This window comes from Novosphingobium sp. BL-S-33 (genome assembly GCF_056857025.1).
On sequence record NZ_CM166474.1, the window covers coordinates 1,993,794 to 2,011,922 of the forward strand.

Genomic DNA, 18,129 nt, shown 5'->3' on the forward strand with positions numbered 1-18,129 from the left:
AGTGCCTCTTAAGAGGAGATCAAATGGCAGGGGCAGTGCGCAGGGTCGGCGCTGAAACGTCCGCAACGCGGGCGCGTATCGTCGAGGCGGCCGTCGATCTCATCCGCGATGAAGGCTATGCCGCCGCCAGTACGCGCCGCGTGGCCGCGCGCGCGGGGCTCAAGCCGTCGCTGGTCCATTACTATTTCCCGACCACCGACGATCTTCTGCTGGAAGTTTGCCGGCAGGGCGCAGAGGACAGCGACGGTATGATAGAGGAGGCGCTGGCCTCCGAGGATCCGGTGCGTGCACTCTGGCGCTTCTTCGTCGATACCAGTCGCACGGCGATGTCGCTGGAGTTCATGGCGCTCGCCAACCACCGCCCGGCCGTGCGCGAGAAGATGGCGCAGCACAGCGTCGCCATGCGCCAGCGACAGGTCGAGATCATCGGACAACTGTTCGGAGAACGGCTGCGCGCGGTGGACGGTTTCGATCCCGCGGGCCTGTCCGTGCTGCTTGCGGGCATCGGCCGCTGCATCGTCATGGAAGAGGCGCTGGGCGTCACGGCAGGCCACGAACAGGCGCGGGCCATTGTCGAATCCTGGCTGGCGCGGCTGGAAACGCGCGCCTGAACTCGTGTCGAAACGCGTAGGGGCGATTGATCGCAGCGGCAATCGCTGACGGGTTTGAACGGGCGTTCAGCCCGTGATACCCAGCTCTCCAAGCGCCGCAGAGCGGTGCAAGTTGATTTTTGGAGAGTGTGTACGATGTCGGTCGATACCAAGACCCAACTGAAGGCGGAAAATCTCAAGCCGAAGATCGGCAGCCGCGTTCTCAATACCAAGGAAGAACTGCTCTCGGGCGAAATCGCCACTGAAATCCGCGAGCTTCTGGAAGCGCGCGGCGTGCTGGTCTTCCCGCAGGTGAACTTCACGGACGAGGAACAGATCGCCTTCACCAAGACGCTCGGCACGTTCGCGCCTGAGCGTAAGGGCGGTGACGAGGTGATCTCGAAGATCACGCTCGACGCCAAGGAAAATCCGATGGCGGCCGAGTACCTCAAGGGCTCGCTCTACTGGCATATCGACGGCACCCGCAACGACGTGCCGATCCTGGCCTCGCTGCTGTCGTGCCGGGTGCCGAGCCCCAAGGGCACCGGCAACACCGGTTTCGCCAATACTTACGCTGCGTTCGAGCACCTGCCTGCCGACAAGCAGGCCGAGTACGAGCAGTACCGCGTGGTCCACGGCCCCTGGGCCAGCCTGTTCTACTATGAACCGGAACCCAGCCTCGCCAAGCTTCAGGGCTACGCCCAGATCGGCGAGCAGGAACTGCCGCTCGTGTGGAAGCACGCTTCGGGCCGCAAGAGCCTCGTGATCGGCTGCACCAGCGCACAAGTCGTCGGCAAGTCGGCGCTGGAAAGCGCGATGATCATCCATGGGCTGCGCGAATGGGCGACTGGCCCCGAGTTCACCTACAGCCACGAATGGGAAGTCGGCGATCTCGTCATGTGGGACAACACCGGCACCATGCACCGGGCCGAGGCCTATGACCCGACCTGCGGGCGCATGATGCACCGTACCAAGCTGGAGGGCGAAGAGCCTTTCGAATAAGGGATTTTGAGAAAGAGGGTTGGCTTGACGGCGTCGGGGGGCGCCGTCCCGCCGTCCTTTGAAGCCCGTCGGACTCCGGTCCGGCGGGCTTTTTCGGTTTTGGTGGAGCCGGCATGAAGAGGCCCGGTGCCTTGCACCTACTGTCCTTGACCCTGCTCGGACGTGTGCTGTACCCATGTTCAGCACAAGCGCCAAAGAGCGCATGGGAGAGTATTCGATGGCAACGACTTCGATTCCATCCACCCATTGGAACGTATCCAATGCCGCGCCCGATATCGGCGCCGTGATCCGGACCGACAAGGAGACCCTGCTGTCCGGCAGCCGCGCCGCCGAAATCCGTGAACTGCTGGAAGCGCGCGGCGTTCTGGTGTTTCCCGAAGCTCACCTGACCGACGAGGAGCAGATCGCCTTCACCAAGACGCTCGGCACCTTTGCGCACGAAATTCACGAGCAAGCCGGCAAGGAAGGCGACAATGTCTATCCGATCACGATGGACTCGCGCATCAATCCCAATGCCGATTACCTGAAGGGCGCGTTTTTCTGGCATATCGACGGCACCATGTCGCAAGTGCCGATCCGCGCTTCGATCCTGTCGAGCCGCAAGCTTTCGGCAGAGGGCGGTGACACCGAGTTCTGCAATACTTATGCCGCCTACGACGCGCTTCCCGATGAGGACAAGGCCGCAATCGAGGGGCTTCAGGTGGTCCACTCGCTCTGGCGCTCGCAGCTCTATCACCAGCCCGAGCCAAGCCATGAGCTGCTGATGGCCTGGAAGTCGCGCGGCGAGAATACGCTGCCGCTGGTCTGGACGCATGAGTCGGGCCGCAAGTCGCTGGTTCTCGGCAATACTGCGCAGCAGGTCGTGGGCTTGGACTGGGGCAAGAGTGAGGAACTGCTGGTGCGCCTGCGCGATTGGGCGACGCAGCCGCGCTTCGTCTATCGCCACAAGTGGTCGCTGGGCGAGACGGTGATCTGGGACAATACCGGCACCATGCACCGCGCCACCTGGTATCCGACCGACAGCGGCCGATTGATGCACCGCACCAAGCTGGAGGGCGAGGAAGCCTTCGCTTGATGGTCAAGGTGGGAGTCCGGGCTGATGACGCCAGGGCCGGGTCCACGAGGCAATAGTCCCCTCATTCAAACCGCTCACATAGTCACCGTCGCCCCCGCGAAGGCGGGGATCCCGCTTGTTCTTTTGCACACGCAGAAAGGTCGTTAACTGCACGACCTTTCTGCGTGTGCATGCCTTGCGTGAACCAAAAAAGCGGGCCCCCGCCTTCGCGGGGGCGACGCGATTTTTTGATTAACCGTCCGTGGACGTCGCGAGCCCACAAAGAAAAACCCCCCGCCTTTCGGCGGAGGGTCTTCTTCGAACTCAGGTCCGGTCAGGCAGGGCTCAGGCCCAGGTCGCCATCTCGGTTTCGAGGTTCTTGACGATTTCCTCGAAGAACTGCTCGGTGGTCATCCAGTTCTGGTCCGGACCGATCAGCAGCGCGAGGTCCTTGGTCATCTTGCCGCTTTCGACGGTCTCGATGCAGATGCGCTCGATGGTCTCGGCGAACTTCACGACTTCCGGGGTCTCGTCGAACTTGCCGCGGTACATGAGGCCACGGGTCCAGGCGAAGATCGAGGCGATCGGGTTGGTCGAGGTCGCCTTGCCCTGCTGGTGCTGGCGGTAGTGACGGGTCACGGTGCCGTGAGCGGCTTCTGCCTCAACGGTCTTGCCGTCGGGCGCCATGAGGACCGAGGTCATCAGGCCCAGCGAGCCGAAGCCCTGTGCAACGGTGTCCGACTGCACGTCGCCATCGTAGTTCTTGCAGGCCCAGACGAACTTGCCGGACCACTTGAGCGCCGAGGCGACCATGTCGTCGATCAGGCGGTGTTCGTAGGTGATGCCGGCGTCCTTGAACTTCGCGGCAAAGCCTTCGTTGTCGAAGACTTCCTGGAACAGATCCTTGAAGCGGCCGTCATAGGCCTTGAGGATGGTGTTCTTGGTCGAGAGGTACACCGGCCACTTGAGGTTCAGGCCGTAGTTGAACGAAGCGCGCGCGAAGTCGCGGATCGATTCGTCCAGGTTGTACATCGCCATGGCGACGCCCGGAGCCGGGAAGTCGAACACGTCGAGGTCGATCTTCTCGCCGTTCTCGCCGTCCCACACGAGGCGCAGCTTGCCGGCGCCCGGGATCAGGGTGTCGGTGGCCTTGTACTGGTCGCCGAAAGCATGACGACCGACGACGATCGGGTCGGTCCAGCCCGGAACCAGGCGGGGCACGTTCGAGATCACGATCGGCTCGCGGAACACGACGCCGCCCAGGATGTTGCGGATCGTGCCGTTGGGCGACTTCCACATCTTCTTGAGGTTGAATTCGGTGACGCGCGCTTCGTCCGGGGTGATGGTGGCGCACTTCACGGCAACGCCGCATTCCTTGGTGGCGTTGGCGGCATCGACGGTGATCTGGTCGTTCGTCTCGTCACGCTTCTCGACCGAGAGGTCGTAGTACTTGAGATCGATGTCGAGGTAGGGAAGGATCAGCCGTTCACGGATCCACTGCCAGATGATCCGCGTCATTTCATCGCCGTCCATCTCGACGATGGGGTTCTTGACCTTGATTTTCGCCATTTCTGAAACTCCCCTGGGGATGAGATTTGCGGGTCTCTTAGGCAGCAGTGGGGCGCTTAGCAAGGCAGGTATCGGCCCGGCGGCGCGCAATGCGCGGCACCGGACTTGCGCGGGGCGGTATCGTCCGGACGGTCTCGGAAGCGTCGGGCTTATCCGTGTCCGTCATGGTCGCCGTGGACCTTGCGCAGCCGGTGCGTGGTCCAGGCGACGAAGGCGATGACGAAGGGCACGCTCACGCCGGTCGCCAGTTCGTAATTGGGCCAACGCCATGCCGCGTGCGAGGCCTTGGCAAGATAACCGACCAGGCTGACGGCATAGTAGGAAATCGCCGCGACCGAGAGCCCTTCGACCGTCTGCTGGAGGCGCAGCTGCATGGCGTTGCGCCGATCGAGCGAGGCCAACAGGTCGCGGTTCTGGGCGGCGATTTCGGTGTCGATCCGTGTGCGCAGCAGCTCGGCGGTCCAGGTGACGTGGCCTGCAAGATCGTCGAGGCGTTGTACGAAACTGGCGCAAGTCTGCACTGCCGGGTGAAGTCGGCGCTGGGTGAAGCCGACCAGCGTCTGCCCGCCGCCTACCGCGCTGACCGCCAGCGAGCCCACCCGGTCATCGCAGATCGCGGCATAGGCGGCGGTCGCGCTCATGCGGTAGCGGGTCGATGCGGTGATCTGCGCAAGGCGCGAACCGAGTTCGCCGATGGCATGGAGCAATTCCTCGCGCGGGCGCGTGGCGCGATCGATATCGCCGCTGAGATGGGCGAGGCTCTGCTCGATCTGGCGCAGCTCCGGCCCGTGGCGCTGTGCTTCCGGCAGGCCGAGCAGCGCGAGCTTGCGATAGTTGCCAAGTTCCAGCAGCGACTGGGCGAGAGCGGGGATCCGACGCGGGTCATCGTCCCGCACCGCCACGAACATGCGCCCGAAGCCGCCGTGGAGCCGGAAGTCGGACCAGATCCGCGCCATGCCGTCGTGAACGTCGCAGACGACCAGATCGTTGGCGTGAAACCACTGTTCGAGATGCTCGGGCAAGCGGGCGGGATCACCGGTGCGCGCAATCGCGAGAAAGCTGGAGCGGATGATCTCGCCCGGCATGCGGTCCAGCCACTGCGCCACGAACGGGGCAAAGGCGGTCTCGTCGAAGGGCGCGTCGAAGGCTCCGGGGATGATGAAGCTGTATGTGGTGAATTCGCTGTGGCGTTCCCAGACCAGCGTAGCGCCGCCAAGATCGAGAATCGCGTGCTTGGCACCATCGGTGCCGAAATGCGCGGCGGCGGCTTCCAGCTCGGCATCGTCCGCCAGCAGCATGATTTGCATAAGCCGGGCCGGCGCGGAGAACGGCGGCAGCTTGCGGCTGTGCATTTCGGCCGTCAGGCTTGCGCGTTCGGGCCGGCTGCGCCGTGCCATTTCCGTGCGAATATCGTCGAACATGGCAGGGCCCCCGGACTTGCGCAGGGCAAGTTCTCGCCTAGAGGCGAAACAGGCAAGCGCGAAGAGCGGTGCGGCAGTTGTCTTTTTCGGGATGGGAGGCCGGGACCGGCGCTTCACGCAAAATTTGCGTCTGTCGCGGCGTCGGGAGCCTAAAGAAAAACCCCGTTAAGCCTTTGGCTTACGGGGTTTTCTCGAATGGTGGGCGTAGCAAGGATTGAACTTGCGACCCCTACGATGTCAACATAGTGCTCTACCACTGAGCTATACGCCCACACCATTCGGTCGGTCCGTTGCGGCGTGGTGTGCCGCTCGGAGGACTGGCCCTCTAGCTGCGGTGTTTCGGGTTGGCAACAAGGAATTTCAAAAAAGTTCAGCCTTGGTTTTGCGAGGCTGTGGAAGACCTGTGGATGAAATCAATCAGAGCTGGGCGTGCTCGGACAGGCCGAACACCCGCTGCACTTCCATCACGATGTCGCGCAAGTGGAAGGGTTTCGACAGCACCTTGGCATGCGGGGCCTCGCGGCTGGCGCGCAGGGTGACGGCGGCGAAGCCGGTGATGAACATCACTTTCGTCGTCGGAGAAACTTCGGCGCAGCGCTGGGCCAGCTCGATGCCGTCCATCTCGGGCATGACAATGTCCGAGAGCAGCAGGTCGAAATGCTCGCGCTCCAGCAGGGGCAGGGCGGCCGTGCCGCGATCGACCGCGGTGATATTGTAGCCGGCGTTCTCCAGAGCCCTGGCAAGGTAGGTGCGCATGGCCTGGTCGTCTTCGGCAAGCAGGATGCGGATCATCGGCGTCATGTCCTGAATCGTTCGTCTACAGCGTGTCGCGCTGGTTAAGAGCACCAGCATAGCGCTTAACCGGTTAAAATTCTCGCCTGGAATAACGGGTGACCGGTTACGGGACGCTTTGACTTGTAGATGTTGAAGCGCCAGTTTTGGGCCATGGCGACAGGCACCGGCGAGAACGATTCGCAAAGGCAGGCGGGTGGCTGGATTCCCGGGGCTCCCGGGATTCCGGCCTTTACCTTCGAAGGTTCGGAACCGTCCGTCGTGCCGGTGCTGATTGCGGCGCCGCATGCGGGGCGCGCCTATCCCCGTTCACTGCTCGATGATTTACGCCATCCCGATTCGGTCGCGCTGCGGCTGGAGGATCGCTACGTCGACCGGATCGCCCAGGCGGTTGCGCGCGAGACGGGGGCAGGGCTGCTGCTGGCGCAGGCGCCCCGCGCGATGATCGATCTCAATCGCGCGCCCGACGATATCGATTGGGACATGTTTGGCCGTGGTGCCCGTCCCGAATCGCCGGGCTTGCCGAGTCGTCGTGCGCGCAGCGGCCTTGGCCTGATTCCCCGCCGCCTGCCGGGCGTGGGCGAACTCTGGCGACGGCGGCATGAGCGTGCAGACCTTGCCGCGCGGATCGAGGGCATTCACCAGCCCTATCATGAGGCACTGGCGCGCGAACTGGCCTCGCTTCGCGAGCGCTGGGGCGCGGCTCTGCTGCTGGACCTTCATTCGATGCCGCCGCTGCCGGCGCGGATCGGCAGTGAGCCGCCGCGATTCGTCATCGGGGACCGCTTCGGTGCGACGTGCCATGGCAGCCTGATTGCCGGTGCCTTTTCGTGGTTTGCGGCCCATGGCTGCATGGCTGCGCACAATCGCCCTTATGCGGGCGGCTATGTGCTCGAACGTCATGCCGCGCCTGCCGAGGGCATCCACGCGGTTCAACTCGAAGTGGACCGTACTTGCTATCTGGATTCGCGGCTGTCGGAGCCGGGGCCGGGGATGGCTGCCACCGTGGAACTGCTGTCGGGGCTGGTACGCCGGCTTGCGGCCGGTGTCAGCGAACTGGGCGGCAAGGGCTTTGTGCAAGCGGCCGAGTAGCTGATTCGCGCTTGAGGGCGCGTTCTCTCCAACCGTCATGGCGAAATGCTGGAGGTAATAAAAAACCACCCCGCGCTATGCGCGAGGTGGCCAAGGTTCAGGGAGGAGGTGCACGATGTGCACCAAACCTGACCGGGCCATGAGGGTAGCGCCGATCAGGCATTGCCAACATAGCAAACCTTCGGCGACATTCAACCCTTAGAATGAAGCAAAGTGTATCGGCTTTGCAAGCGCGGGGAAGAAAGCCGATACAGATTGGGGTGGAACTGTGACAAAAATGTCAAAATTCCACCCCGAAATCAGGATTTAGGCCGGTTCGCGGCCGAGAGATCAAGCGTTGACCGGGATCTGCGGGCCCTTGCCCTGCGCAACCTGGCGACCGAAAATGTCGCGAACGAGGTCGAGCGAGAAGAGGTGGGCGTAGATCAGCGGCAGCATGCCGTTCTGGTTCCACTGGCGCAGCACGTCACCGCGCATTTCGCGCAGCTTGGTCTCGTCGACCATCTGGAAGCCGCGATAGGTGAAGGGCTGGCCGGTGCCGACGTCGATGTTCAGCTCGCCTTCCATCAGCAGGTTGTGCTTGGCCAGCTCGGCCATGAAGTTGGCGGTCTTGGTGCCGGCGATCTCGAAGTTCTCGCAGAACTTGAGCATGTTCTTGGTGGCGTCGGTCGGCTCGCCTTCGGCGAACAGGGCCTCGCCTTCCTCGATCTCACCCACGAGGTCGCTCGACGGGTCGACGCAGAGCGAAAGCTCTTCGCTGTCCGGGCGCAGGCGGGCGAGCATGAAGGGATAGCGGCGCGCGTAAGCCGGGATGTAGACCGGCTGGCTGACAATGCCTTCATCGTCGACGAAGACGTTCACGCCTTCGTTCATGCCCATCAGGATGAGCGGAACGGGGTTTTCGCCCGAGGTGAAGATGATCGGGTAGTTACGCTGGGCCTGCGGAAATTCCTCAACCGTGAGCGGTACCGAATTGATGCCGACCAACCACGTCGCCTTGTCGGTCGAACGGGTCTTCCAGCTGGCGTGCTGCTGCGAATTGAGCGGCACAAGGTCCTTGTAGAACAGGGGCAGGGCAGGATTCTGCGGCGCGGTGGCCATTGCGATACTCTCCGCAAGTCTGGGAATTTTCCGAGTGGGTGGCTTTAGAAGCAGGAAGGGGTGTGCGCAAGCGGGCTGCCGGGGCGATGCGGGGATATCCGGCGAGTCGGCGTGCGCTGTCCCTCGAAGCTAGATCAGCTTGCCGGGATTGAGCAGTCCCTGTGGATCGAGCGCCTGTTTGACCGAGCGCATGATGGAGAGCGCCACCGGATCGCCAAGACGGGCCAATTCGTCCCGCTTGAGCTGGCCGATGCCGTGCTCGGCCGAGATCGATCCGCCCCATTCGGTCACGAGATCGTGGATGTAGCGGCTGATTTCCTTGCCTTCCCGGGCTCGCCAGGCGGCGCCGTCGGTCACGCTGGGCGCGATCACGTGATAGTGGACATTGCCGTCACCCAGATGACCGAAGGCGACCGCCTCGGTGCCGGGCCACTTGGCCTCGATCATCGGCGCGGTGGTTTCCACGAATTCGGGCATCTTTTCGACCGGGACCGAAATGTCATGCTGCACGGCCGGACCGCGCGCGCGCTCGGCGGGGGAAATCGATTCGCGGATCAGCCACATGGCCTCTGCCTGTGCTTCGCTGGCAGACATCGTGGCATCTTCCAGAAGTTCGGCTTCGAGGGCATCGGCCATCATCGTCTCGCAGCGGTCGCGCAGCGTGTCGGCTCCGGCGCGGTCGGCCACGACTTCGATGAGAACGTGCCAGCCATGGCGGCCTTCGAGCGGCGCACGGGCATCGGGCAGGAGTTGCAGCACGGCATCGAGGCAGGCCTGCGGCAGGACCTCGAAGCCCTCAAGTGCTTCGCCCGCCGCATCCTCGCAGTGGAGCAGCAACTTGCGCGCGTCGACCAGCGTGGGAACGCCCGCCCAGATCACCACGCGCTCGGCCACTGCGGGCAGCAGCCTGAGCGTCGCGGCGCTGACCACGCCCAGCGTCCCCTCGGAGCCGATGAAGACCTGCTTGAGGTCGAAACCGCGATTGTCCTTCTTTAGCGGGGTAAGCATCGAGTAGATCTGCCCGTCGGCCAGCACGGCCTCCAGCCCGAGCACCAGCGCGCGCATCGAGCCGTGGCGCAGCACCTGGGTTCCGCCGGCATTGGTCGAGATCAGGCCGCCTACCGTCGCCGATCCCTTGCCGCCCAGCGACAGCGGGAAGCGCAGCCCCTCCGCCTCGGCCGTTTCGTGGAGCGTCTGGAGCACGAATCCCGCCTCGCAGGTGATCTGGCGGGCCTCTACGTCGAAATGGCGGACCGCGTTCATCCGGCGCAGCGAGAGCAGCAGCGCATGGCCGCTGTCATCAGGCGTGGCGCCGCCGGACATTCCGCTGTTGCCGCCTTGCGGAACGATGGCGATGCCGTGGCGCGCGCAGAGGCGGACCAGCGCCGAAAGCTCTTCGGTCGATCCGGGAGACGCCATGGCCAGCGCCTTGCCGGTATAGCGGCCACGCCAGTCGGTCAGCCAGGGGGCGAGCAGGTCGGGATCGGCGGTCAGGCCGCGCGGGCCGAGCAGCTCGGCGGCTTCGGTCAAGAAGGCGCGGGCGGTGGTGCTTTCGGCGGTCAGGCTGTCGGAGGTCGTCATACCGGCGATATGGCACACCGATCTGCGCGTTTCACGCGGTTTGCACGCGGGGTGACTTGCCGAATGGGTTAAGCGGTGGTTCAAGCTCTCCCGCTAAGGGGAGGGGGCTCGGCCTTTATTGCGCCCCGGGCCGTTCGGGGATCTGCTCTTTTTCATGAATCTCGCTTCCGTCCTGCTGTACCCGCTCATGCTGCTGCTTCCAGCGGCAGGGGGCGGCGAATCGGGTAAAGGCGATTCGTCCGGCCGGGGCGACGAGACGAGGCAGTCCGATTCGGCAGGGTACGCTGCACCTGACGCAGACGGTCCCGGCGGTTGGCCTGCCGACTGGTCCGAATCGGCGGGCAAGCATCCTTTCGCGGTGTTCGCCTTTCCGCATCCCGAGCCCGAGAGCGCCTGGCAGATTCGAATCGAGCAGCGCATGACCATCCGCATCAGCCCGCGCGCGCCGCTCCCGGCCGAGCCGCTTGGCGATCCCGACGCACCGGAAAGCCGTCCGCGCTTCACCGAGCGCAAGATCGGCAAGTGTCTGCCGATTGCAGGAATTGCGGGCGTTCAGCCCGACGGGCAACGCAACCTGCTGCTTTATATGCGTGACCGCCGAATCATCAGTGTCGAGCTGGAACGGGCCTGCCGCGCGGGCGCGTTCTACTCGGGGTTCCTGCTCTCACGCTCAGCGGACGGGCAGCTTTGCGTGGACCGCGACTCCCTGCTGTCGCGCAGCGGTTCGAACTGCAAGCTCACCCGCATTCGGCAGCTCGTCGCCGTCGAGCACTGAAATCGACTTCGAAATGGAGGCGAATCGCCTTCTTTTGCGGATTTTCTTGACTTTGGGGATGGTTCGCGCAAAGGCGCCGCAAAGGTGCACGTTCGACACGCGCGAAGGCCTAGGCCGCACCCGTCGCGATATCGGCGAATACTCTTGCTTCCCTGAACTTCGGATAAACCAGTCTGCCTATGAGCTTTGCCGATCTCGGCCTGTCTGACGAATTGCTGCAAGCGGTGGAAGCCGCGGGCTATAGCGAACCGACTCCTATCCAGGCGCAGGCCATTCCCCCGGTCCTCATGATGAAGGACCTCATCGGCATCGCACAGACTGGGACGGGAAAGACCGCCAGCTTCGTGCTTCCGATGATCGACATCCTTGCCCATGGCCGCCGCCGTGCGCTGATGCCGCGATCTCTCATTCTCGAACCCACGCGCGAGCTTGCCGCGCAGGTTGCCGAGAACTTCGAGAAGTACGGCAAGAACCACGATCTCAAGATGGCGCTGCTGATCGGCGGCGTGCAGATGGGGGATCAGGTCAAGGCGCTGCAGGAAGGCGTCGACGTGCTGATCGCCACGCCGGGCCGCCTGATGGACCTCTTCGAACGCGGCAAGATCCTGCTCACCGGCTGCGAACTGCTCGTGATCGACGAAGCGGACCGCATGCTCGACATGGGCTTCATCCCGGACATCGAAAGCATCTGCTCCAAGCTGCCGACCAACCGGCAGACGCTGCTGTTCTCGGCGACGATGCCGCCGCCGATCAAGAAGCTGGCCGACCGCTTCCTGTCGAATCCCAAGAACATCGAAGTCGCCCGCCCGGCGACGGCCAACACCAACATCGTCCAGCACAAGGTGGCCGTGACGTCCCGTGGCAAGCGGGAGGCGCTGCGCCACCTGCTGCGGACGGACAACGTGTCCACCGCGATCATCTTCGCCAACCGCAAGACGACGGTGCGTGAACTCGCCAAGAGCCTCAAGGGCCACGGTTTCGCCGCTGGCGAGATCCATGGCGACATGGATCAGGCGGGGCGCAATGCCGAGCTTCAGCGGTTCAAGGACGGGGCGATCAACATTCTGGTCGCTTCCGACGTTGCCGCGCGCGGGCTCGATGTGAAGGGCGTGAGCCACGTCTTCAACTTCGATACGCCCTGGCACCCGGACGACTACATCCACCGCATCGGCCGCACCGGCCGCGGCGGTGCAACGGGCCGTGCCTTCACACTCGTCACGCCCGAGGATGCCGAAGCAATCGAAGGCGTTGAAAAGCTGACCGGCGGCAAGATCCCCGTCTACACGCTTTCGCCGGATGAAGCCGCTGCGGCCCCGGCACGCGAAGAGCGGCCCCGCCGCGAAAAGCGTGCGCGGACCGAGACGCGTGAAGAGCCGGTGGAAGATCGCGCCGAACGCAGCGAAGAGCGTTCCACGCGCCGTGAACGCCCCGAGCGTCAGCGCGAAGAGCGCAGCGAACGTCCCGCGCGCCGCGATGAGCGTGCGGACCGCCGTCCCGCGCGTGATACCGCGCCGGAACGCGAAGCGAAGGCACCGCGCAGCGACGCCCGCCGTGGCCGCCGCCGTGAGGAAGAACCGGCGGACATGGGCTGGAACGGCCCGGTTCCCGAGTTCCTCGGCGTTTCCGCGCTGGCCTGATTTCGAACCTATACCGTTTTCGGGGAGCCCTTCGCGGCTCCCCGTTTTCGTTTGGGCGCCCGTATGTCAGGGGGCGGCCGCTGTCCGCAGCGGCAATCCGGTTACCCATTGTTTTTGCGGGCAGAGGATGACTTTCCCGCGCCCGTGCTGCAAGCGGTGGCGAGGGGCAGGACACCTGCTTGTCGGGCACTTGTCGGGCAAGGCGCTGCTGTGTCAGAAGCCTCGGGAAATATGCAGGGGAGTTGCCGTATGCGATGGGCCGGACACAGAGGGGCAAGGCTGGTTCTGGTGCTGTCGCTGTGCATGGGCGCGGCCTGTGCCGCCAAGGCCGATCCGAACGCGATCGTGCAAGTGGACACCGGCAGCCTTGAAGGCCGTGTCGAGGATGGCGTGATCAGCTGGAAGGGCATTCCCTTCGCCGCGCCTCCGGTGGGGGACCTGCGCTGGCGTGCGCCGCAACCGGCGGCCAATTGGGACGGTGTGCGCCCCGCCACCGAATACGGCCACGACTGCATGCAGAAGCCGTTCGAGGGCGATGCGGCCCCGCTTGGTACCCCTCCGGCCGAGGATTGCCTCTATGCGAACATCTGGCGCCCGGCGGAGGCCAGCGGCAAGCTGCCCGTCGTCGTGTGGATCTATGGCGGCGGCTTCGTCAATGGCGGTGCCTCGCCGCCGACTTATTCGGGGGCGGAACTGGCGAAGCAGGGGGTCTTGCTCTTCAGCTTCAACTACCGGGTCGGCCGCTTCGGGACCTTTGCCCATCCCGCGCTGACGAAGGATGGCGAGGACGGCGGCCTGATCGGCAACTATGGCTATCTCGACCAGATCGCGGCGCTCGTTTGGGTCCAGCGCAATATCGAGGCGTTCGGCGGCGATCCGGAGAATGTGACGATTATGGGTGAAAGTGCGGGCGGGATGTCCGTGCATAATCTCGTCACGTCGCCGCTTGCCGATGGTCTGTTCGACAAGGCCGTGGTGCTGTCCGGCGGCGACGGCAAGATGCTTATCGGTCCCGATCTGGCCTCCGCCGAAGCGTCCGGCCTGCGCTTTGCGGAGAGCAAGGGCATCGCGCCGGACGATCCTGACGCGCTGGCGAAGCTGCGGGCCTTGTCGGCGGACGATGTGGTGGACGGGCTCAATCTGGCCAGCCTTTTCGCACCATCCGATGCGCCGCGCAGTTTCGCGAGCCCCTTCATCGATGGACGCATCGCGCTCGACCAGCGCAAGGCCTATGCCTCTGGCCAATTCCACCAGGTGCCGATGATAATCGGCGCGACCAGCGATGACATGGGCGGCGTCACTGGCGGCATGATCGCGGGCGCGAGACAGCTCTCCGGCCTTGTCGCCGATCTGGGCGTGCCGGTGTGGGAATATCGGTTCGGTTACGTCGCGAGTTCGATCGCAGTGGACGGGAAGGGCGCCCAGCATGCGAGCGACATTCCCTTCTTCTTCGGTACACAGGCGATCAAATACGGGGATGCCACCAGCGAGCGCGACAATACGATGGGGCGGATCGCCAGCGCTTATATCGTGAATTTCGCGAAGACGGGCGATCCCAACGGCGCAGATCTGCCCGTGTGGCAGCCGCGCTCGCGGCAGGGCGAGGCAATTCTGGAAATCACGCCGGATGGGACCGCAGCCGATGTGCCCGATCCGCTTCTGCCGCAAATAGAGGCGGCATCGGAAGAAAAATAAGCTCGAATTTGATGGCCTTATGGTTTCCCGTCTCCGAACGGAGGTCTCAGGAAATCGGCGTGAAATAGACTTAAATGGCTGTTTACCACTGTTGGGCTAGAGTTTTCCCGTGCTCGGCGTTTCGCCGGGGCGGGGGAAATCGATGACGTCAGCTCGCTTGATACATCTTGCCGAATGCGCCTTCCTGATTCTGCTTGCCGGTCTGGCGGTCTGGCGACTCTCGCCGGCGATACCGCGGCACCCACAGCTCGCGCTATTTCTGGTGGCCGAACTGCTTGCCGTCGTCCTGATCATTATTCGTCGCCCCGGCGACATGGCGACGGGTCTCAGGCCGGTCTTGCTGGGTTTTGGAGGAACCGGCGCGGCGCTTCTGATCCTGCCGAGGGGCATTCAATTGGCCCCCGATTACGTGTCTACAGCGCTGGTCACGGGCGGAGCCACGCTGTCGATCCTGGCCAAGCTTTCGCTGCGCCGCAGTTTCGGGCTGGTCGCGGCCAATCGCGGGGTCAAGGAAGGTGGGCTCTACAAGCTGGTCCGTCACCCGATGTATATGGCCTATATCGTCAACCATATCGGCTATCTGATGCTCTATCTCTCAGCCTGGAACGTGGCGATCTATGTCCTTACCTGGATCCTGCTGTGGATGCGCACCGATGAGGAAGAGCGGGTTCTCCGCACCGATCCGGCCTACCGTGCCTACGCCTCCAGAGTCCGTTCGCGCCTCGTGCCGGGGCTGATCTGAGCGCGTTTCAGGCTTCGCCGGCGGGTTTCACGAAGCTGTCCAGCACGCGTTTGTGGCCGGACTGTTCGAAGTCGATCTCCAGCTTGTTGCCTTCCTGCCCGGCGACGGTGCCGTAGCCAAACTTTTCATGGAAGACGCGCGCGCCGATGGCGATGTCGGTGCGCGGCTTGGCGGCAAAGCTGGCGGCGCTGCGGGTCGATTCGGCGATCCGGCGCGGCTTGGGATCGTATTCCTGCGCCGAGGCGCGCTGCCAACCGGGGCCGCGCGTCATCGTCCGCGCCGGCTGCGCGCGGGCGACATCCGCAAAGGGATCGCCATGTTCCGACCATTGCGCGCGCCAGAGCGATGCGCCGCCCGACAGCGTGGTCTCGCTGTCGACGTGATCGTCCGGCAGTTCGCCTATGAAGCGCGAGGGGATCGAACTGGTCCACTGGCCATAGATGCGGCGGTTGGCGGCATGGAGGATCGTGCACTTGCGCCGCGCGCGGGTGATCGCGACGTAGGCGAGGCGGCGTTCTTCTTCGAGACTGGCCAGCCCGCCTTCATCCATCGCGCGCTGTGAGGGGAACACGCCTTCCTCCCAGCCGGGCAGGAACACGTTGTCGAACTCCAGCCCTTTGGCCGCGTGCATGGTCATGATCGTGACCTTTTCCTCGTCCGAGGCCGCGTCGTTGTCCATCACGAGGCTGACATGTTCGAGGAAGTCGCCCAAGCTCTCGTATTCTTCCATGGCGCGCGCGAGTTCGACGAGGTTTTCGAGCCGGCCATTGGCCTCGGGCGTCTTTTCGGCCTGTAGCGCGTCCGTATAGCCGCTCTCGTCGAGCACGGTGCGCATCAGGTCGGCTGGGTTCTCCGTGCCCGCTACATCGCGCCAGCGCGCGAAATCACGCATCAGTGAGAGGAACGTATTGCGCGCGCGGGCGGGCAGTTCGTCGGTATCGGCGATCTCGATCGCGGCCATGGCGAGCGGAATGCCCCGCCGACGCGCCAGCGTATGCAGTGCTTCCAGCGCCTTGGCGCCGAGGCCGCGCTTGGGGGCGTTGTAGATGCGCTCGAAGGCAAGGTCGTCCGCCGGCTGCGCGATCACGCGCAGATAGGCGAGGGCGTCGCGAATCTCGGCGCGCTCATAGAATCGGAAACCGCCGATGATGCGGTACTTCATGCCGATCGAGATGAATCGGTCTTCGAACTCGCGCGTCTGGTACTGGGCGCGCACGAGGATGGCGATCTGGTCCAGCGCCGCGCCTTCGCGTTCTAGCCGCTCGATCTCGTCGCCCACGCGGCGGGCTTCTTCGGGCGCGTCCCAGACGCCGATCACGCGGACTTTCTCTCCGGGATGGCGTTCGGTCCACAGCGTCTTGCCAAGGCGCTGGCTGTTCTCGTTGATGAGGCCGGAGGCAGCAGCGAGGATCTGCGGCGTGGAGCGGTAATTCTGCTCCAGCCGGATGACCTTCGCGCCCGGAAAATCCTTTTCGAACTTCAGGATATTGGCCACTTCAGCGCCGCGCCAGGAGTAGATCGACTGGTCGTCGTCACCCACCACGCAGATGTTCTTCCGCACTTGCGCGATCAGGCGGAGCCATAGGTACTGGACCTGATTGGTGTCCTGATACTCATCCACCATCACGTACTTGAAGCGCTGCTGGTACTGTTCCAGTACCTCGCGGTTGGTGCGCAGGATGTTGAGCATGTGGAGCAGCAGGTCGCCGAAGTCGCAGGCGTTTAGCGTCTTCAGGCGATCCTGATAGAGCTGGTAGAACTTCTGCCCGCGCCCGTTGGCATAAGCCTCGCTCTCGCCCGCATCGAGATCGGCGGGATTGAGGCCGCGGTTCTTCCAGCGGTCGATGCAGCCGGCGAGCAGGCGGGCGGGCCAGCGCTTTTCGTCCAGTCCCTCTGCCTGAATGAGCTGCTTCAGAAGGCGAAGCTGATCGTCGGTGTCGATGATCGTGTAATTGGGCTGGAGGCCCACAAGTTCGGCATGGCGGCGCAGCATCTTCGCGGCGATCGCGTGGAAGGTGCCGAGCCAGGGCATGCCTTCGACAGCGGGGCCGATCAGGTGTCCCACGCGCTCACGCATTTCGCGCGCGGCCTTGTTGGTGAAAGTGACGCAGAGGATCTCGCTGGGCCATGCCAGCCGGCTGCGCACGAGATGCGCGAGCCTGCGCGTGAGCGCGGCGGTCTTGCCCGTGCCCGCGCCTGCCAGCATCAGCACCGGCCCTTCGGTCGTCAGAACCGCCTCGCGCTGGGGCGGGTTCAGACCTTCGAGCAAAAGGTCGGAAGCGGCGTCAGGCACAGAGGATTGCAAATCGTTCACCCGTGAACATCTAGGGAACGGGGCATCGCGGCGCAAGGCCGCTTCACCGCATCACAGGAACAATCCCCGGCGCGGGGCGTCGGTTTGTCATCAACGGCCATCACGACCAACAGGAGAGTGAAGCCATGCGAACCCTTCTATTTGCCGGCGCCGCCGCGCTTTCGGTCGCGGCACTGTCCGGCCCTACCTTCGCCCAGAGCACAGTCGGAGATCCGACGCCCGATGCCCCGCCATCGCCCGCAGCGCCTGCCAATTCCGGCGCGATGACGGCGGATCAGAAAGCCCAGTACGATTCGTGGCCCGCCGACATGCGGGCGGATTACGATAGCTGGTCTCCCGAATATCAGGCCTATTTCTGGCATCTTACCGGCGAGCAGCAGCGCGGTTACTGGGCGCTGACGCCCGACCAGCGCGGACAGATCTACAAGATGAGCCCCCAGCAGCAACAGGTCGCCTGGAACGCGGTGAATCAGCAACTCGCCGGTCAGACGCCCTCGACGCCGGCGGCGCAGGCCAACCCTCCAGGGGAGGGCATGCCGACGACCGGCGTGCCCGATCCGAAGGTCGCCGCGCAGACGGTGCCGCCGGCGATGCCGGCCGACGAGAACTATCAGGGCGGGCCCTACAAGGGGGCGCTCACACCGCCGCCGGCAACGGCGATGAACAAGAGCTATCCGTTCTGTAGCAAGACAGTGAAGGACAACTGCCGCAACCGCGGCGGCGTCTGATTTACAGAGAAAAAGTATGGATGGGAACCAAGGCCC

15 protein-coding genes and 1 tRNA gene are annotated in these 18,129 nt (G+C 64.1%); 9 read left to right on the plus strand and 7 right to left on the minus strand.

Translation table 11 applies throughout. The features are described from left to right. The first annotated feature begins 23 nt into the window (after positions 1 to 23). From AC1VVM_RS09290 to AC1VVM_RS09300, 3 genes are all read left to right on the plus strand, one after another. Entirely contained in the window at positions 24 to 611 is a 588-nt protein-coding gene (locus AC1VVM_RS09290) for a TetR/AcrR family transcriptional regulator (protein WP_482903669.1), read from the plus strand. A gap of 135 nt (positions 612 to 746) precedes the next feature. Then, complete coding sequence (locus AC1VVM_RS09295) at positions 747 to 1,592, plus strand: TauD/TfdA dioxygenase family protein (RefSeq protein ID WP_482903670.1); 846 nt, start codon at positions 747 to 749, stop codon at positions 1,590 to 1,592. Positions 1,593 to 1,809: 217 nt separating this feature from the next. Continuing rightward, positions 1,810 to 2,667 carry a TauD/TfdA dioxygenase family protein gene (locus AC1VVM_RS09300; protein WP_482903671.1) on the plus strand — a complete coding sequence of 286 codons (858 nt, stop codon included), beginning with the start codon at positions 1,810 to 1,812 and terminating at the stop codon, positions 2,665 to 2,667. A 324-nt stretch (positions 2,668 to 2,991) separates the two neighbouring features. Here AC1VVM_RS09300 and AC1VVM_RS09305 read toward each other — a convergent pair whose 3' ends face one another. From AC1VVM_RS09305 to cpdR, 4 genes are all read right to left on the minus strand, one after another. Next, complete coding sequence (locus AC1VVM_RS09305; RefSeq protein WP_132384811.1) at positions 2,992 to 4,215, minus strand: NADP-dependent isocitrate dehydrogenase; 1,224 nt, start codon at positions 4,213 to 4,215, stop codon at positions 2,992 to 2,994. A gap of 149 nt (positions 4,216 to 4,364) precedes the next feature. Next, positions 4,365 to 5,636, minus strand: coding sequence for a DUF3422 family protein (locus AC1VVM_RS09310; RefSeq protein WP_482954969.1), 1,272 nt, complete (start codon positions 5,634 to 5,636; stop codon positions 4,365 to 4,367). Between the two features lie 196 nt (positions 5,637 to 5,832). Beyond that, positions 5,833 to 5,907: transfer RNA gene (locus AC1VVM_RS09315), tRNA-Val, on the minus strand. 146 nt (positions 5,908 to 6,053) lie between these two features. After that, positions 6,054 to 6,428, minus strand: a complete 375-nt coding sequence (cpdR, locus tag AC1VVM_RS09320; protein ID WP_482905182.1) for a cell cycle two-component system response regulator CpdR — start codon at positions 6,426 to 6,428, stop codon at positions 6,054 to 6,056. A gap of 153 nt (positions 6,429 to 6,581) precedes the next feature. Here cpdR and AC1VVM_RS09325 point away from each other — a divergent pair, with 153 nt between their 5' ends. After that, a complete protein-coding gene (locus AC1VVM_RS09325) occupies positions 6,582 to 7,520 on the plus strand; it encodes an N-formylglutamate amidohydrolase (protein WP_482903673.1) in 939 nt (312 codons plus the stop codon). A gap of 330 nt (positions 7,521 to 7,850) precedes the next feature. On the opposite strand, the gene AC1VVM_RS09330 is transcribed toward AC1VVM_RS09325, so the two are convergent. Together AC1VVM_RS09330 and AC1VVM_RS09335 are read right to left on the minus strand one after the other, a co-directional pair. After that, positions 7,851 to 8,621, minus strand: a complete 771-nt coding sequence (locus AC1VVM_RS09330) for a SapC family protein (RefSeq protein WP_482903674.1) — start codon at positions 8,619 to 8,621, stop codon at positions 7,851 to 7,853. 129 nt (positions 8,622 to 8,750) lie between these two features. Next, complete coding sequence (locus AC1VVM_RS09335; protein ID WP_482903675.1) at positions 8,751 to 10,202, minus strand: FAD-binding oxidoreductase; 1,452 nt, start codon at positions 10,200 to 10,202, stop codon at positions 8,751 to 8,753. Between the two features lie 154 nt (positions 10,203 to 10,356). On the opposite strand from AC1VVM_RS09335, the gene AC1VVM_RS09340 reads away from it, so the two are divergent. From AC1VVM_RS09340 to AC1VVM_RS09355, 4 genes are all read left to right on the plus strand, one after another. Next, positions 10,357 to 10,977, plus strand: coding sequence for a hypothetical protein (locus AC1VVM_RS09340; protein WP_482903676.1), 621 nt, complete (start codon positions 10,357 to 10,359; stop codon positions 10,975 to 10,977). 179 nt (positions 10,978 to 11,156) lie between these two features. After that, a complete protein-coding gene (locus AC1VVM_RS09345; protein ID WP_482903677.1) occupies positions 11,157 to 12,614 on the plus strand; it encodes a DEAD/DEAH box helicase in 1,458 nt (485 codons plus the stop codon). A 249-nt stretch (positions 12,615 to 12,863) separates the two neighbouring features. Then, on the plus strand, positions 12,864 to 14,309 hold the full coding sequence (locus tag AC1VVM_RS09350; RefSeq protein ID WP_482903678.1) for a carboxylesterase/lipase family protein: 1,446 nt from the start codon (positions 12,864 to 12,866) through the stop codon (positions 14,307 to 14,309). Positions 14,310 to 14,451: 142 nt separating this feature from the next. After that, a complete protein-coding gene (locus tag AC1VVM_RS09355; RefSeq protein WP_482903679.1) occupies positions 14,452 to 15,051 on the plus strand; it encodes a methyltransferase family protein in 600 nt (199 codons plus the stop codon). 7 nt (positions 15,052 to 15,058) lie between these two features. On the opposite strand, the gene AC1VVM_RS09360 is transcribed toward AC1VVM_RS09355, so the two are convergent. After that, the gene (locus tag AC1VVM_RS09360) at positions 15,059 to 17,344 is read right to left on the minus strand and encodes an ATP-dependent helicase (RefSeq protein WP_482903680.1); all 2,286 of its coding nucleotides are present in this window, start codon (positions 17,342 to 17,344) and stop codon (positions 15,059 to 15,061) included. A 146-nt stretch (positions 17,345 to 17,490) separates the two neighbouring features. Between AC1VVM_RS09360 and AC1VVM_RS09365 the strand changes: the two genes are divergently transcribed. Beyond that, positions 17,491 to 18,093, plus strand: coding sequence for a hypothetical protein (locus AC1VVM_RS09365; protein WP_482903681.1), 603 nt, complete (start codon positions 17,491 to 17,493; stop codon positions 18,091 to 18,093). Positions 18,094 to 18,129: the final 36 nt, after the last annotated feature.

Coding starts and splice junctions, on each gene's coding strand:
- AC1VVM_RS09365 (WP_482903681.1), top strand. CDS start 17,491: ATGCGAACCCTTCTATTTGCCGGCGCCGCCGCGCTTTCGGTCGCGGCA.
- AC1VVM_RS09350 (WP_482903678.1), top strand. CDS start 12,864: ATGCGATGGGCCGGACACAGAGGGGCAAGGCTGGTTCTGGTGCTGTCG.
- AC1VVM_RS09305 (WP_132384811.1), bottom strand. CDS start 4,215: ATGGCGAAAATCAAGGTCAAGAACCCCATCGTCGAGATGGACGGCGAT.
- AC1VVM_RS09355 (WP_482903679.1), top strand. CDS start 14,452: ATGACGTCAGCTCGCTTGATACATCTTGCCGAATGCGCCTTCCTGATT.
- AC1VVM_RS09340 (WP_482903676.1), top strand. CDS start 10,357: ATGAATCTCGCTTCCGTCCTGCTGTACCCGCTCATGCTGCTGCTTCCA.
- AC1VVM_RS09330 (WP_482903674.1), bottom strand. CDS start 8,621: ATGGCCACCGCGCCGCAGAATCCTGCCCTGCCCCTGTTCTACAAGGAC.
- AC1VVM_RS09335 (WP_482903675.1), bottom strand. CDS start 10,202: ATGACGACCTCCGACAGCCTGACCGCCGAAAGCACCACCGCCCGCGCC.
- AC1VVM_RS09310 (WP_482954969.1), bottom strand. CDS start 5,636: ATGTTCGACGATATTCGCACGGAAATGGCACGGCGCAGCCGGCCCGAA.
- AC1VVM_RS09345 (WP_482903677.1), top strand. CDS start 11,157: ATGAGCTTTGCCGATCTCGGCCTGTCTGACGAATTGCTGCAAGCGGTG.
- AC1VVM_RS09325 (WP_482903673.1), top strand. CDS start 6,582: ATGGCGACAGGCACCGGCGAGAACGATTCGCAAAGGCAGGCGGGTGGC.
- AC1VVM_RS09295 (WP_482903670.1), top strand. CDS start 747: ATGTCGGTCGATACCAAGACCCAACTGAAGGCGGAAAATCTCAAGCCG.
- AC1VVM_RS09300 (WP_482903671.1), top strand. CDS start 1,810: ATGGCAACGACTTCGATTCCATCCACCCATTGGAACGTATCCAATGCC.
- cpdR (WP_482905182.1), bottom strand. CDS start 6,428: ATGATCCGCATCCTGCTTGCCGAAGACGACCAGGCCATGCGCACCTAC.
- AC1VVM_RS09290 (WP_482903669.1), top strand. CDS start 24: ATGGCAGGGGCAGTGCGCAGGGTCGGCGCTGAAACGTCCGCAACGCGG.